The sequence below is a fragment of the Pseudomonas sp. RIT-PI-AD genome (genome assembly GCF_025642785.1).
Taxonomy (GTDB): Bacteria; Pseudomonadota; Gammaproteobacteria; order Pseudomonadales; family Pseudomonadaceae; genus Pseudomonas_T.
Window position 1 is genome coordinate 23,404 of the sequence record NZ_JANZKU010000018.1, and the last position, 14,817, is coordinate 38,220.

General features: G+C 67.7%; 15 protein-coding genes and 1 tRNA gene. 6 read left to right on the forward strand and 10 right to left on the reverse strand.

Annotated features, from left to right (window positions below; genetic code table 11):
• Positions 1-3: 3 nt before the first annotated feature.
• From pth to OGL92_RS15640, 7 genes are all read right to left on the reverse strand, one after another.
• Complete coding sequence (gene pth, locus OGL92_RS15610; protein ID WP_263145087.1) at positions 4-588, reverse strand: aminoacyl-tRNA hydrolase; 585 nt, start codon at positions 586-588, stop codon at positions 4-6.
• Between the two features lie 33 nt (positions 589-621).
• Positions 622-1,239, reverse strand: coding sequence for a 50S ribosomal protein L25/general stress protein Ctc (locus OGL92_RS15615; RefSeq protein ID WP_263145089.1), 618 nt, complete (start codon positions 1,237-1,239; stop codon positions 622-624).
• Positions 1,240-1,362: 123 nt separating this feature from the next.
• Positions 1,363-2,304 carry a ribose-phosphate pyrophosphokinase gene (locus OGL92_RS15620; RefSeq protein ID WP_263145092.1) on the reverse strand — a complete coding sequence of 314 codons (942 nt, stop codon included), beginning with the start codon at positions 2,302-2,304 and terminating at the stop codon, positions 1,363-1,365.
• 94 nt (positions 2,305-2,398) lie between these two features.
• A tRNA-Gln gene (locus OGL92_RS15625) sits at positions 2,399-2,473 on the reverse strand.
• A 33-nt stretch (positions 2,474-2,506) separates the two neighbouring features.
• Positions 2,507-3,379, reverse strand: a complete 873-nt coding sequence (gene ispE, locus OGL92_RS15630) for a 4-(cytidine 5'-diphospho)-2-C-methyl-D-erythritol kinase (RefSeq protein WP_263145096.1) — start codon at positions 3,377-3,379, stop codon at positions 2,507-2,509.
• Positions 3,376-4,005 (reverse strand): lipoprotein insertase outer membrane protein LolB, encoded by a 630-nt coding sequence (gene lolB / locus OGL92_RS15635; protein WP_263145098.1) that lies wholly within the window; start codon positions 4,003-4,005, stop codon positions 3,376-3,378. Before lolB ends, ispE begins: the two co-directional genes overlap by 4 nt.
• Before the next feature lie 3 nt (positions 4,006-4,008).
• Complete coding sequence (locus OGL92_RS15640; protein ID WP_263145101.1) at positions 4,009-5,739, reverse strand: tetratricopeptide repeat protein; 1,731 nt, start codon at positions 5,737-5,739, stop codon at positions 4,009-4,011.
• 225 nt (positions 5,740-5,964) lie between these two features.
• On the opposite strand from OGL92_RS15640, the gene hemA reads away from it, so the two are divergent.
• The 6 genes from hemA to OGL92_RS15670 all read left to right on the forward strand — a co-directional run bounded on the left by hemA (position 5,965) and on the right by OGL92_RS15670 (position 11,329).
• Positions 5,965-7,239, forward strand: a complete 1,275-nt coding sequence (gene hemA, locus OGL92_RS15645) for a glutamyl-tRNA reductase (protein WP_263145103.1) — start codon at positions 5,965-5,967, stop codon at positions 7,237-7,239.
• Positions 7,236-8,318 (forward strand): peptide chain release factor 1, encoded by a 1,083-nt coding sequence (gene prfA, locus OGL92_RS15650; protein WP_263145104.1) that lies wholly within the window; start codon positions 7,236-7,238, stop codon positions 8,316-8,318. The genes hemA and prfA overlap by 4 nt, the downstream gene beginning before the upstream one ends.
• 1 nt (position 8,319) lies before the next feature.
• On the forward strand, positions 8,320-9,147 hold the full coding sequence (gene prmC / locus OGL92_RS15655; RefSeq protein ID WP_263145105.1) for a peptide chain release factor N(5)-glutamine methyltransferase: 828 nt from the start codon (positions 8,320-8,322) through the stop codon (positions 9,145-9,147).
• Between the two features lie 24 nt (positions 9,148-9,171).
• Positions 9,172-9,927: a molybdopterin-synthase adenylyltransferase MoeB gene (locus tag OGL92_RS15660; RefSeq protein ID WP_263145108.1), complete on the forward strand. Its 756-nt coding sequence runs from the start codon at positions 9,172-9,174 to the stop codon at positions 9,925-9,927.
• Complete coding sequence (gene murI / locus OGL92_RS15665; RefSeq protein ID WP_263145110.1) at positions 9,917-10,720, forward strand: glutamate racemase; 804 nt, start codon at positions 9,917-9,919, stop codon at positions 10,718-10,720. The genes OGL92_RS15660 and murI overlap by 11 nt, the downstream gene beginning before the upstream one ends.
• An 87-nt stretch (positions 10,721-10,807) precedes the next feature.
• On the forward strand, positions 10,808-11,329 hold the full coding sequence (locus OGL92_RS15670) for an acyloxyacyl hydrolase (RefSeq protein ID WP_263145112.1): 522 nt from the start codon (positions 10,808-10,810) through the stop codon (positions 11,327-11,329).
• Between the two features lie 56 nt (positions 11,330-11,385).
• Here OGL92_RS15670 and phrB read toward each other — a convergent pair whose 3' ends face one another.
• Genes phrB through OGL92_RS15685 form a run of 3 tightly spaced genes read right to left on the reverse strand, consistent with a single transcriptional unit; the run spans position 11,386 to position 14,712 of the window.
• Positions 11,386-12,798: a deoxyribodipyrimidine photo-lyase gene (gene phrB, locus OGL92_RS15675; RefSeq protein WP_263145114.1), complete on the reverse strand. Its 1,413-nt coding sequence runs from the start codon at positions 12,796-12,798 to the stop codon at positions 11,386-11,388.
• Between the two features lies 1 nt (position 12,799).
• On the reverse strand, positions 12,800-13,744 hold the full coding sequence (locus OGL92_RS15680) for a MerR family transcriptional regulator (protein WP_263145117.1): 945 nt from the start codon (positions 13,742-13,744) through the stop codon (positions 12,800-12,802).
• A gap of 2 nt (positions 13,745-13,746) precedes the next feature.
• Positions 13,747-14,712, reverse strand: coding sequence for a DUF523 and DUF1722 domain-containing protein (locus OGL92_RS15685; RefSeq protein ID WP_263145119.1), 966 nt, complete (start codon positions 14,710-14,712; stop codon positions 13,747-13,749).
• Between the last annotated feature and the right edge of the window lie 105 nt (positions 14,713-14,817).

A 14,817-nucleotide genomic window follows, 5' to 3' on the forward strand; every position in this document is an offset into this window, starting at 1 on the left:
CGTTCAGGCCTTCTGGCTGTGCAACTTCTGCATTGCTTTGGTCCAGTCGCCGGCGAGCATCTCCGGCAATACCGCCAGGGCGAAGTCGATGCTGGTATCGAGCAGGTCCTGCTCGCTGCGCGGCGCGCGGCCCAGCACGTAGCCGGTGACCTGGCTGCTGTGGCCCGGATGGCCGATACCCAGGCGCAGGCGGTGGAAGCCGTTCTGATTGCCGAGCTGGGCGATGATGTCGCGCAACCCGTTGTGCCCGCCGTGCCCGCCACCCTGTTTCAGCTTGGCGACGCCAGGCGGCATGTCCAGTTCGTCGTGGGCCACCAGGATGGCGTCGGGGGCGATGCGGAAAAAACTCGCCAGCGCCGCGACGGCCTGGCCGCTGCGATTCATGTAGGTGGTGGGGATCAGCAGGCGCACGTCCTTGCCCTGGTGGGAGAACTTCCCGACCAGGCCGAAGTACTTGCGGTCGACGCTCAGGTTCGCGCCCTGGCTGGCCGCCAGGCGCTCAACGAAAAGGGCCCCCGCGTTATGCCGGGTCTGGTCGTATTCCGGGCCCGGGTTACCCAGGCCAACGATCAGTTGTACGGCAGTCACGACAGGGGCCCTTCCTTTTAGGCGAGGCGAGTGTTACTCGGCAGCGCCTTCGCCTTCGCTTTCTTCAGGCTGGACGCGCGGCTGGTGGATGTTGGCTACCGGCAGGTCGCTGCCGTGGGCCAATGCGACCAGTTCGACGCCTTTCGGCAGTTTCAGGTCGGACAGGTGGATGCTCTGACCCAGTTCGAGGTTGGCCAGGTCCACTTCGATGAATTCCGGCAGGTCCTTCGGCAGGCACGTCACTTCGACTTCGGAAATGGTGTGGGAGACTTCGCCGCCGCCTTTCTTGACGCCGACCGAGGTGGCTTCGTTGATGAAATGCAGCGGAACGTGGGCTTGCAGCTTCTGGCCGGCGACGACGCGCTGGAAGTCGGCATGCAGGACGAAGCCTTTGGCCGGGTGGCGTTGCAGCGCCTTGATCAGCACGGTTTCGCTGGCGCCATCGACGCTCAGGTTGAGGACGTGGCTGAAAGCGGCTTCGTTTTCCAGCAGCTTGGCGACTTCCTTGGCGAGCAGGCTGATGGACTGCGGGGCTTTGTCGCCACCGTAGATCACCGCCGGCACCAGGCTGGCGTTACGACGCAGGCGGCGGCTCGCACCTTTCCCCAGGTCGGAACGCACTTGGGCATTCAGGGCAAATTCATTCGACATTTCGTTTCTCCAAAATAACCAAAACGCCCGTAGCGCTTGCGACCAGCGCCCGGGCGGTTGGGCAAAAAGCCCCGCACGGGGCGGGGCACTTGACGTTCGGCGTCATTTCCCGAGGCGTTGGCCTCAGCGGAACATGGCGCTGATCGATTCCTCATTGCTGATGCGGCGCACCGCTTCAGCCACGACCGGGGCGATATCCAGTTGGCGGATACGCGCACAGGCCTGCGCCGCGGCGGACAACGGGATGGTGTTGGTCACCACCAGTTCGTCCAGCACGGAGCTTTCGATGTTTTCGATGGCCCGGCCGGACAGCACCGGGTGGGTGCAGTAGGCGATGACCTTGGCGGCGCCGTGTTCCTTCAGCGCCTTGGCGGCGTGCCCGAGGGTGCCGGCGGTGTCGACCATGTCGTCGACCAGCACGCAGGTGCGGCCTTCGACGTCGCCGATGATGTGCATCACTTCGGACTGGTTGGCCTTGGGCCGGCGTTTGTCGATGATCGCCAGATCGACCCCGAGGGACTTGGCGACCGCACGGGCGCGTACCACGCCGCCGATGTCCGGGGACACGATCATCAGGTTCTCGAAACGCTGGTCTTCGATGTCGTCGACCAGGACCGGGGAGCCGTAGATGTTGTCCACCGGGATGTCGAAGAAGCCCTGGATCTGGTCGGCGTGTAGGTCGACCGTGAGCACGCGGTTGATCCCGACCACGGTGAGCATGTCGGCGACCACTTTGGCGCTGATCGCCACGCGGGCGGAGCGCGGACGGCGGTCCTGGCGGGCGTAGCCGAAGTAGGGGATCACGGCGGTGATGCGCGATGCCGAGGAGCGGCGGAAGGCATCGGCCATCACCACCAGTTCCATCAGGTTGTCGTTGGTCGGCGCACAGGTCGGCTGGATCAGGAAGACGTCTTTACCGCGGACGTTTTCGTTGATCTCGGCGCTGATCTCGCCGTCGGAGAATTTTCCGACCGAGGCATCGCCGAGTGGGATGTGCAGCTGACGTACGACGCGACGCGCCAGATCGGGGTTAGCATTCCCCGTGAAGACCATCATCTTGGACACGCGCAGTACCTGCCGGCTGAGGGTGGACCCGATGAATTAAAAAGCTGTTCAAAATCGCCGTGTATACGACGGTCTTGAACAGCTTCGTAGTGTATGGCAGGGGCGGCTGGATTCGAACCAACGCATGGCAGGATCAAAACCTGCTGCCTTACCGCTTGGCGACGCCCCTGTGGTGTTGCAATCGAATGCCTGGCATTCGTTCTCAGGACAAGCTCTTCAGCTTCCGCTGCAACATCGAAACGTTGCTGCCTTTAGCCACGAAACTTGGCAGGTAGGCTGGAAGTTGGGCGGCGACTTTATCAGCTTCGCCTCGGTTTGGGAAGCTCCCAAACACGCAACCTCCAGTGCCGGTTAATCTAGCCGAAACAAATTTGTTTAGCAAGATCAAAGCGTTACGAACTTCAGGGTAACGCTTCTCGACTACCAGCTGGCAGTCGTTACGACCGCCTCGCTCGAGAACGGTGCGCACTGTAATGGCGGGCGTGTCCCGTGTCAACTCCGGGTCCTGGAAAATTTCCGCTGTACTGACAGACACTTGCGGCGCGACCACGAGAAACCAGGGCTCGTCGAGCTGCACCGGGAGCAGTTTCTCGCCCACGCCCTCGGCGAAGGCGGCCCGTCCGCGGATGAACACCGGGACATCCGCGCCGAGGCGCAAGCCCAGCGTCGCCAGGCGATTTTCATCGTGCTCCAGCTTCCACAGGCGGGTCAGGCCGAGCAGCGTGGTGGCGGCGTCCGAGCTGCCGCCGCCGATGCCGCCGCCCATGGGCAGCCGCTTGTCCAGCCAGATGTCTGCGCCCTGCGTGCAGTTCGCATCGGTCTGCAAGGCACGCGCCGCGCGAACGATCAGGTTGGCCTCGTCGGGCACACCGGGCAGACCGCCGTGCAGGCGGATTTCGCCATCCGCGCGGGGCGAAAAGCCCAGTTCGTCGCCGTAGTCGAGGAACTGGAACAGGGTCTGCAATTCGTGATAACCGTCGGCGCGGCGACCGAGGATGTGCAGCATCAGGTTGAGTTTCGCTGGCGCCGGCAGGATCAGTTGCGCAGCGGCCAGCGGGGAGGGCGTGGCGCTCATTGGCCGAGCTGGCGCGGCTGCCATTCCTTGATCACCAGGGTGACGTCCAGCTCATGGCCGTGCAGCTTGATGCGCTCCGGCAGGCTGTAGCCGTCCTGCTCGGTGTAGGCGAGGTACTCGACCTGCCAGCCATCCTGTTCCAAGCGCGCCAGATGGCTGTCCGCATCGAGGGTCAGGCGACTCTTGCTATCCGGCGCGGGCAGGCCGCGCACCCACCATTGCAGGTGGGAAACCGGCAGGCGCCAGCCGAGCTGTTCCTCCAGCAGCGCTTCGGGCGAGGCGGCCTGGTAGCGACCCTGGTTGGCGACCTCCAGGGACACCTCGCCTGGGCGGCCAGTCAGACGCGCCGCGCCGCGGCCAAGGGGACCGGACAGGCGGATGTCGTAGTACTCCTGGCGCTGCAGCCAGAACAGCGTGCCGCTACCGGAGTCTCGCGGGGCGCGAATGCCCACCTTGCCGTTGATCTGCCAGCCGTCGATGCGGCCGACCTGCGCTTTGTGCGCTTTCCAGTGCACGGGATCGCCCTGGCCCTCCAGGGCTTCGTGGCTGCCGAAGCCGGCGCAACCGGCCAGCACGGCGAGGGAAAGGACAACGGCGAAACTGCGTAGGGTCTTGAACGAATGCATGGATCAGGGTTTCTCGGAACCGGTCAGGCGTTTGATCGTGCTGCGCAAGGCGCTGCTGTCGGGTTGTTTTTCCAGGGCCTCGGCCCACACGTCGCGGGCATCGCGTTGCTTGCCCTGGGCCCAGAGAGCTTCGCCGAGGTGGGCGGCCACCTCGTGGTCGGGAAAGCGTTCGAGGGCGATGCGCAGCAGGCGTTCCGCCTCGGCGAAGTTGCCCATGCGGTAATTCACCCAGCCCAGGCTGTCGAGGATCGCCGGATCGTCCGGTTTCAGCCGGTACGCCTGCTCCACCAGGGCCTTGGCTTCGGCGTAGCGGGTGGTGCGGTCGGCCAGGGTGTAGCCGAGGGCGTTGAGCGCCATGGCGTTGTCCGGCTCGCGTTGCAGGACGAAGCGCAGGTCCTTTTCCATCTGTGCCAGGTCGCCGCGTTTTTCCGCCAGCATGGCGCGGGTGTACAGCAGGTTGAGATCGTCGGGATACTGCTTCAGCGCCTGTTGCAGGACGTCCCAGGCGCGGTCGTTGCGTTGTTGGTTGGCGAAGCTTTCGGCCTCGATCAGGTACAGCTGGATGGCGTAATCCGGCTGGCTGTCGCGGGCCTTGGCCAGGCGACCGCGGGCTTCGTCGGCGCGATTGGCGGCGAGCAGCAGCTCGGTGATGCGCATCTGCGCCGGCAGGTAGTCGTTGCCCGCGCCGACCAGGCCGTACTCGATCAGTGCGCTTTCGTTGTCGTGCTGTTCCTCGTAGGCGCGGCCGAGGTTGTAGTGGGCGGCGTCGAGGTGGCTGCCGCGCTCCACCAACTGTTGCAGATAGACTTCCGCCTCGTCCCAGGCCTCGCCTTCGAGGCAGACGAGGGCGAGCGAGAAGCGCAGGTCGTCGTCGTCGGGGAACTGCTGCACCAGGCCGGAAAACTCCGACTTGGCTTCGTCCAGGCGATTCTCTTCGATCAGCAGGCGCGCGTAGGTGAGGCGCAGGCGTTTGTCGTCCGGGTGCTGCTTGATGCCCTTCTGCAGCAAGGGCAAGGCTTCCCGGGTGCGCCCCAGGCCTTGCAGCAGGCGAGTGCGCAGCAGCAGCGGGGCGACGTCCTTGCTTCCGGCCGGCTGGCTTTCCAGCAGGTCCAGGGCTTCCTCGGCGCGGCCATCCTGTTGCAGCAGCACGGCTTTGCCGAACAGCAACTGGCTGTTGTCGGGGTACTTCTTCAGCAGACGGTCGAACCCCTGCAGCAGCCCGGCACGGGTGTCGGGATCGGTCTCGGCGGCGGACAGGGCGAGGAAGTCGAAATGGGTGGCGCCCTGGCCCTGCAGGGCTTTTTCCATGTATTGCATGGACTCGTCGTAGCGACCGGCGCGGGCGAGCTGCACTGCGGCGGCGCGCTGGGCGTCGAGGTTGCCGGCGTCGGTCTTCGCCCAGATCAGCGCGGTCTCCAGGGCCGCATCGTCGGCGCCGAGGTACTCGGCGATGCGGAAGGCCCGCTCGGCCACCGCCGGGTCCTGGGTCTCGTGGGCCTGCCTGAGGTAGTTGTCGAGGGCGATGTCGAAGCGGTTGCGCTGCCCCGCGAGTTCGGCGGCGAGCAGCTCGTACAGGGTCTCGCGGCTGAACGAGCCATATACCTGCGGTTTCGGTGCGGCCGGGGCCGGGCTGACTTCTGCGGTCGGCGGGGTGCCTTCCGAAGGCGTCGTGGACAGGTTCTGACAGCCGCCGAGAAAGAGGAAGGCGGTCAGCAACGCGAGGGATTTATTCATATTTAAGGGGGAGAAGATGACTAACCTGCGGTGGGGATCATCATGACACAAGCCGTTGGAGAAAGGGCAGACCGCAGGGCTTCGGGCCTTCTCCGGGGTGGCGGATGCCGTTCGGCGGGCGCGGCGTGTCGGTGAGTTGTCTATCGGGACAACAAAGGCAAGTGGTTGTTCTCCACCGGGCGACGTAGGACAATTGCGCGTTTCCCGTCTACCCAGCGATCCTGAATGGCCTTTCTCGCTCTCGGTATCAACCACAAGACCGCTTCGGTGGACGTTCGCGAGCGCGTGGCATTTACCCCCGAGCAATTGGTCGAGGCGTTGCAGCAGGTGTGCCGGCTGACGCCCAGCCGCGAGGCCGCGATCCTCTCCACCTGCAACCGAAGCGAGCTGTACCTGGAGCAGGACGAGCTGGCCGCCGACGACGTGCTGCGCTGGCTAGCCGATTATCACCACCTCGATCACGACGAGCTGCGCGCCTGTGCCTACGTGCACAGCGAGGACGCGGCCGTGCGCCACATGATGCGGGTCGCCTCGGGTCTGGACTCCATGGTCCTCGGCGAACCGCAGATCCTCGGCCAGATGAAGTCGGCCTATGCCGTCGCCCGCGAGGCCGGCACCGTGGGGCCGCTGCTGGGCCGACTGTTCCAGGCCACCTTCAGCACCGCCAAGAGCGTGCGCACCGATACCGCCATCGGCGAGAACCCGGTGTCGGTGGCCTTCGCCGCGGTGAGCCTGGCCAAGCAGATCTTCGCCGACCTGCACCGCAGCCAGGCGCTGCTGATCGGCGCGGGCGAGACCATCACCCTGGTGGCCCGGCATCTCCACGAGCAGGGCATCAAGCGCATCGTGGTGGCCAACCGGACCCTCGAACGCGCCAGCCTGCTGGCCGAGCAGTTCGGCGCCCATGCGGTGCTGCTGGCCGACATCCCCCAGGAACTGGCCCACAGCGACATCGTCATCAGCTCCACCGCCAGCCAGTTGCCGATCCTCGGCAAGGGCGCGGTGGAGCGGGCCCTGAAGCTGCGCAAGCACAAGCCGATGTTCATGGTCGATATCGCCGTGCCGCGCGACATCGAGCCGGAAGTCGGCGCGCTGGACGACGTTTACCTCTACACCGTCGACGACCTGCACGAGGTGGTCGCGGAAAACCTCAAGAGCCGGCAGGGCGCCGCCCAGGCGGCGGAAGAGCTGGTCAGCGTCGGCGCCGACGAATTCATGCTGCGCCTGCGCGAGCTGGCGGCGGTGGATGTGCTCAAGTCCTACCGGCAGCAGGCCGAGCGCCTGCGCGACGAGGAGCTGGCGCGGGCCCAGCGGCTGCTGGCCAACGGCGCGGCCGCCGAGGACGTACTGGCGCAACTGGCGCGTGGCCTGACCAACAAATTGCTTCACGCGCCGAGCGTGAAGCTGAAGAAAATTTCCGCGGCCGGGCGTTTCGAAGCGCTGGCCGTGGCCCAGGAGCTGTTCGCCCTCGACGAGGGTTCGCCGCCGGACAAGCCATGAAAGCCTCGCTGATCGATAAGCTGGACACCCTGCAGGAACGCTACGAAGAGCTCACCGCCTTGCTCGGCGACGCCGAAGTGATCGCCGACCAGGGCCGGTTTCGCGCCTATTCCAAGGAATACGCCGACGTCGAGCCGGTGGCCCGGGCGTTCCGCGAGTTCCGCAAGGTGCAGGCCGACCTCGAGGGCGCCCAGGCGCTGCTCAAGGACAGCGACCCGGACCTGCGCGAAATGGCCGAGGAAGAAGTCGCCGATGCCCGCGAACGGCTGGCCGGCCTGGAAGCCCGGCTGCAACGCATGCTGCTGCCGAGGGACCCCAACGACGGCCGCAACGTGTTCCTCGAAGTGCGCGCCGGCACCGGCGGCGACGAGGCGGCGATCTTTTCCGGCGACCTGTTCCGCATGTACTCGCGCTACGCCGAACGCCAGGGCTGGCGGGTGGAAATCCTTTCCGAAAGCCTCGGCGAGCACGGCGGCTACAAGGAAGTCATCGCCCGGGTGGAGGGCGACAACGTCTACGCCAAGCTGAAGTTCGAGTCCGGCGCGCACCGTGTGCAACGGGTGCCGGAAACCGAGTCCCAAGGCCGTATCCACACCTCCGCCTGCACCGTGGCGGTGCTGCCGGAGCCGGACGAACAGGCCGCCATCGAGATCAACCCGGCCGACCTGCGGGTCGACACCTACCGTTCCTCGGGCGCCGGCGGCCAGCACGTGAACAAGACCGACTCGGCGATCCGCATCACCCACCTGCCCACCGGCATCGTGGTGGAGTGCCAGGAGGAGCGCTCGCAACACAAGAACCGCGCCAAGGCCATGGCCTGGCTGGCGGCCAAGCTGCAAGACCAGCAGGACGCCGCCGCGCACAAGGAAATCTCCGACACCCGCAAGCTGCTGGTGGGCTCGGGGGACCGCTCCGAGCGCATCCGCACCTACAACTTTCCCCAGGGCCGGGTCACCGACCATCGGATCAACCTGACCCTGTATTCCCTCAACGAGGTGATCGGCGGCGCGGTGGAGCAGGTGATCGAACCGCTGCTGCTGGAATTCCAGGCCGATCAACTGGCCGCGTTGGGAGACTGACATGTCGACCCTGGGTTCTCTGCTGTCGAACGCCCACCTGCCGGACTCTCCGACCGCCCGCCTGGACGCCGAGCTGCTGCTCGCGGCCGCGCTGGGCAAGCCGCGCAGCTACCTGCACACCTGGCCGGAGCGCATCGCCACCCGCGAAGTGGCGACCGCGTTCGCCGCCGCCCTGGAGCGCCGCCGCGGCGGCGAACCGGTGGCCTATATCCTCGGCCGCCAAGGCTTCTGGAGCCTCGACCTGGAGGTCGCGCCGCATACCCTGATTCCGCGGGCGGATACCGAGTTGCTGGTGGAAGCCGCCCTGGAGTGCCTGCCCGCCGGCGCCGCGCGGGTGCTCGACCTGGGCAGCGGCAGCGGCGCCATCGCCTTGGCCCTGGCCAGCGAGCGACCGGCTTGGAGCCTGCTGGGGGTCGACCGGGTGGCCGACGCCGTGGCCCTGGCCGAGCGCAATCGCCAGCGCCTGCGCCTGGACAACGCCGCCTTCCGCGAAAGCCATTGGTTCTCCGCCCTGGAGGGCGAACGTTTCGCGCTGATCGTCAGCAATCCTCCCTACCTCGCCGCCGGCGACCGCCACTTGGGCGAGGGCGACGTGCGTTTCGAACCCCTCAGCGCCCTGGTGGCCGGCCCCGATGGGCTGGACGACATCCGCCGGATCGTCGAGGCCGCGCCGGAGCACCTGGACGCCGGCGGCTGGCTGCTCATCGAACACGGCTACGACCAGGCCGCCGCGGTGCGCGAGCTGCTGTCCGCGAGGGGCTTCGCCGGCGTGCAGAGCCGCCGCGACCTGGGCGGCCACGAACGCATCAGCCTCGGCCAATGGCCATGAGCCGGTCGAGTGGGCGCCCGCGCGATGCTCGCTGACGACGAACTGCTGCGCTACAGCCGGCAGATCCTCCTGCCGCAGATCGACATCCAGGGCCAACTGCGGCTCAAGGCCGCTCGCGCGCTGATCGTCGGCCTCGGCGGGCTCGGCTCGCCGGTGGCGTTGTACCTGGCCGCCGCCGGCGTCGGCGAACTGCACCTGGCCGACTTCGACCAGGTCGACCTGAGCAACCTGCAACGCCAGGTGCTCCACGACATGTCCGCGCTCGGCCAGGCCAAGGTGGAGTCCGCCGCCGCCCGCCTGGGCGCCCTGGCGCCGGCGCTGCGCCTGACCCTCCATCGTCGCGCGCTGGAGGGCCATGCCCTCGCCGCAGCGGTGGCCGCCGTGGACCTGGTGCTGGATTGCTCGGACAACTTCGCCACCCGCGAGGCGGTCAACGCCGCCTGCGTGGCCGCCCGGGTGCCGCTGGTCAGCGGGGCGGCGATCCGCCTCGAAGGCCAGGTGTCGGTGTTCGACCCGCGCCGCGCTGACAGCCCCTGCTACCATTGCCTGTACGGCCAGGGCGGCGAAGACGCGCTCACCTGCAGCGAGGCCGGCGTGGCCGGTCCCTTGGTGGGGCTGGTCGGCAGCCTGCAAGCCCTGGAAGCCCTGAAGCTGCTGGCCGGCTTCGGCGACCCCCTGGTCGGTCGCCTGCTGTTGGTGGATGCCTTCGCCAGCCGCTTCCGCGAATTGAAGGTCCGCCGCGATCCCGCCTGCCCGGTCTGTGGCCCCCATGCCCAGTGAAGCGCCGATCGGCGTCTTCGACTCGGGGGTCGGCGGGCTCTCGGTGCTGGCGGAGATCCGCCGGGCGCTGCCGCGGGAAAGCCTGTTCTACGTCGGCGACTGCGGCCACATTCCCTACGGCGAGAAGAGCCCGGAGTTCATCCGCGCGCGCTGTCGGCGCGTAGCCGAATTCCTCCGCGAACGCGGCGCCAAGGCGCTGGTGCTGGCCTGCAACACGGCGACCATGGCGGCGGTGGCGGACCTGCGCGCGCGCTATCCGGACTGGCCGATCGTCGGCATGGAGCCGGCGGTCAAGCCCGCCGCGGCCGCTACCCGCAGCGGCGTGGTCGGGGTGCTGGCCACCACCGGCACGCTGCAGAGCGCGCGTTTCGCCGCCTTGCTGGATCGTTTCGCCCACGATGTGCGAGTGGTCACCCAACCCTGCCCGGGGCTGGTGGAGCAGGTGGAGCGCGGCGACCTGGACGGCCCCGTCACCCGCGCGTTGCTGGACGGTTACGTGCGGCCGCTGCTGGCCGAGGGCTGCGATACGCTGATCCTCGGCTGCACCCACTACCCGTTCCTCAAGCCCCTGTTGCGGGCGCTGATCCCGGCGGACATCAGCCTGGTGGACACCGGGGCCGCGGTGGCCCGGCGCCTCGCCGCGCTGCTCGCCGAGCGCGATCTGCAGGCCGAGGGGCCGGCACGCCCGACACGCATGTGGAGTAGCGGCGATCTCCCCGCTCTACGGAACGTACTGCAACGATTGTGGGCGGAAACCCTTGAGTTGGAACCCTTCGACGATCGAGGGTATTAACTAACCTGAACACTTTCACGTATCGTGTGTCTGTGTTGGCAGGTTTTAGCCAGATGTAAGAAAAAACATACATAAAGGATGCTTACGATGAAAAAACTCATCTCTTTGGCCGTGGCAGCGTTGATCGCTTCGGGCAGCGTGCTCACCGCCCAGGCGGCGGAGTTGAGCGGGGCCGTGGGCGTGACCGGGCAGGGCGACATGACCTATCGCCTGGGTGTCGGTTTCGACTGGGATCAGAGCTGGTTGCAGTCCTCCGTCGGTCATGTGACCGGCTACTGGGACCTGGGGTACACCTATTGGGAAGGCGGCGAGCAAGCGGGTGGCGAGCACTCCCTGTCGTTCGCCCCGGTGTTCGTCTACGAATTCGCCGGTGACAACGTCAAGCCGTTCATCGAGGCCGGTATCGGCGTGTCGGCGTTCTCCGCCACCCGTGTCGGCGACAAGAACCTGGGTTCCTCCTTCAACTTCGAAGACCGCATCGGGTTCGGCCTGAAGTTCGGCGACACCCAGCGGGTCGGCCTGCGTGCCACCCACTACTCCAACGCCGGGATCAAAGAGCCCAACGACGGCATCGAGTCCTACGCGCTGTTCTACAGCCACTCGATCTGATCGACGGGTGCATGAAAAAGCCGGGCTTGCCCGGCTTTTTTATGTCCGCGCGCTGGTCAGCCGGGGCGCGGCAGGTCGCGGAAAGCCGCCAGCGCCCGCGCCCGACTCTCGCCGAGGTCGACCAGCGGCGGCGGATAGCCGGCGATGCGCCGGTCTTCCACGCTGGGTTGGTGGATGTCGCGACAGCCGGCCAATTCCGGCAACCACTGCCGGATGAAGCGCCCCTGGGGGTCGAAGCGCCGCGACTGGCTCAGGGGATTGAACAGGCGGAAATAGGGGACCGAATCGGTGCCGGTGGAAGCGCTCCACTGCCAGCCGCCATTGTTCGAGGCGAGGTCGCCGTCGATCAGGTGGGCCATGAAGAAACGCTCGCCCTCGCGCCAATCGATCAGCAGGTTCTTGCTGAGGAACATCGCCGCCACCATGCGCAACCGGTTATGCATCCAGCCGGTGGCCAGCAGTTGCCGCATCGCCGCATCGATCAGCGGAAAACCGGTCAGCCCGCGTTGCCAGGCGAGCAATTCGTCCGGCGCCTGGCGCCAGGGCAGTGCCTCGGTCTCGCGGCGGAACGCACGGTGCATCGAGACCCGCGGGTACCCCGCCAGCACGTGCCGATAGAATTCGCGCCAGAGCAACTCGTCGATCCAGGTCACCGCGCCGGGGCGACCGCTGTCGAACTCGCCTTGGTTGGCCGACAGCGCCCCGTGCAGGCATTGCCGCGGCGAGAGCGCGCCCACCGCGAGGTAGGCGGACAGCCCGCTGGTGCCGGCGCGGGCGGGCAGGTCGCGGTGCAGGTGATAGTCGCCGAGGTCCTCCTCGACGAACGAGCGCAGGCGCTCCCGGGCCACCCCTTCGCCGGCCGGCCACAGCGCCTGGATGGCGGGCGAAACCTCGAAGCCGGGGAGGGCGATCGGCGGCGTCTCGCCGGCCAGGGGCAACGGCGCCTGCGCCTCGGGCGTCGCCAGGCAGGCCGGCAGGGCGCTGTGCAAGCGCTGCCGGCACACCTTGCGGAACTGGCCGAACACCTGGAAGTAGCCGCCGCCACGGGTCAGCACACTGCCCGGTGGGAAGAAGGTCTGGTCGAGGTGGCGCTGGAAGGCCACGCCCTCGTCGGCCAGCGCCGCGTCCACGGCCTGGTCGCGCCGCCGTTCGTCCGCCCCGTATTCGTCGTTGACCTGCACCGCGCGCACCTGCCGTTCGCGGCACAGCGCGGCGAGGGTCGCCGGCACCTCCGCCCAGGTATCCAGGATGCGCACCAGCAGCGGCACGCCGAGGGCGGCCAGATCCCCGGCCAACGCGGCCAGGGTGCGCAGGCGGAAGTCCACCTTGGCCGGCGCTTCGTCGTGCGCGCGCCATTGGCCGGGCGTGACCAGGAACAGGGCGAGGGTCGGGCCCGCGCCCATGGCGGCGCAGAGTGCCGGGTTGTCGGCGACCCGCAGGTCGCTGCGCAGCCAGACCAGTTGCGTCATCTCAAGGCTCCGCGGTGTTGTCGAGCAGGCCGGCGTCCTGCAGGTGGCGCAGGGCGGCCGGCGGATCGATCGCCAGCGCCAGGCCGGCGACATCGGCCAGGCGCGCGCCATGGATGTGCGCCACCGGCCCGGCCAGGACCAGTGGAATGCCCAGGCTGGCACTGAGCTTGGTCAATTGCCGCTGCAGACGCGGTCCGTCCAGCGCCTGGCTGGAGTAGAGCAGCAGCGCCCGCGGGGCGATGCGCTCCACCGCGAAGATCAGCTCGGCGGTGGGCAGCGGCCAGTCGAATACCCGCACCGGGCACCCGGCGCAGGACAGCAGCCAGGCGCTCAGCCACAGGCCGGGCTCCAGCGGCCGCTCCGAGAGGTTCGCCAGCAACAGCGGACGGCCGCCCTGCTGCTGGTTGTGGTGATACAGCCGCGCGCCCAGTTTGCTGCGCAGCCAGCCGTGGAAGAACACCCGCTGCGCCTGGGCACCGAAGCGCGCCTGCCAGCGCCGCTCGAGGTCCTCCAGCAACGGAAGCAGCAGGCGCTCGCACAGGGTGACCGCCGGATACAGCGCCATGGCGCGGTTGATTGCCTCGTCGAGGCGGCGCTCGGCCAGGGCTTCGATGGCCTCCACCAGGGTGTGCCGCTGCGTCTCCCACAGGCCGACGGGCGCCTCGCGGGGCTGATCGTGGGTATCCAGCAGGTCCCTGACCTGGCCGACCGCCACGCCGCGGTTGAGCCAGGCGAGGATGGCCTGGATGCGGGCGACCTGCGCCTCGCCATACAGCCGATGGCCCTTGGGCGTGCGCTGCGGCACGATCAGGCCGTAGCGGCGCTCCCAGGCGCGCAGGGTCACCGGGTTGACGCCGGTGCGCCGGGCCACCTCGCGGATCGGCAGCCAGCCCTCGGCGAGCGCGTGGCGGAGTTCGTCGGCGGCGGGTTCCAGGGGTTCGCTCATGGTCAGATCGCGTTGCGCAGGGACAGGGCTTCGGGGTGCGGCTGCAGGTAGACCTGACGCGCCACGTAGGCATGGGGATGCTGGCGGAAGTGGTGCTTGAGCAGGGTCAGCGGCACCACCAGCGGCACGATGCCCTCGCGGTACTGATCGATCAGCGCCTGCATCTCGCGGCGGTCGTCGGCGCCGAGCGCGCGTTTCAGGTAGCCGCTCAGGTGCTGCAACACGTTGCTGTGGGTGCCGCGGGTGGCGCAATGGCGCAGGGCGTCCATCAACCGACGGAAGTACGCCGGGCCGAATTCCGCCGGGTCGTGGCGGCCGATGTCGCCGAGGAGGTGGCCGAGGCGTTTGTAGGCCAGGGGATCGTTGGCCATCAGCAGGTACTTGTGGCGGGCGTGGAAATCGAGGATCGCCTGGCGGCTCAGGCCGGCGCCGCAGAGGCGCCGCCAGTCGGCGTAGGCGAACACCCGGGTGAGGAAGTTCTCCCGCAGCACCGGGTCGTTGAGGCGGCCATCCTCTTCCACCGGGAGCTCGGGGTGGCGCGCGCGGAAGGCCTGGGCGAAGATGCCGCTGGCGCCGCCTTCGGCCGGGTAGCCGTTGTCCTGGTAGACCTTGACCCGCTCGACTCCGCAGGACGGCGAGCGCTGCATGAAGATGTAGCCGCAAAGGTCGTCCAGTTCGCCCGCCATGCGTTCGCCGTAGGCGGCGAGGGCCTCGGTGACGTCATGCTGCGGGTGCCGGCTGCCGACCGCGCGGGGCGCCCGGGGATCGCCGACCAGGCGGATCGGCTCCCGTGGCGTGCCCAGGCCGATCGCAACCTCCGGGCAGAGCGGCACGAATTCCAGGTAGCGGCCCAGGCTGTCGTTGCACAGCGACGATCGCTTGTGTCCGCCGTTGTAGCGCACTTCGGCGCCCAGCAGGCAGGCACTGATACCGATGCGGGGCTTGGCGAGGGGTTCGGTGGCGGACATGGCGGATACCCGAGTGGCGAGCGTGGCTTGTACAGGTCTCAAAAGCTGTACAAGTCTTATGCATGATAGGTGTAAAGCTGTACGGGTCAATATTTTTGTATAGGA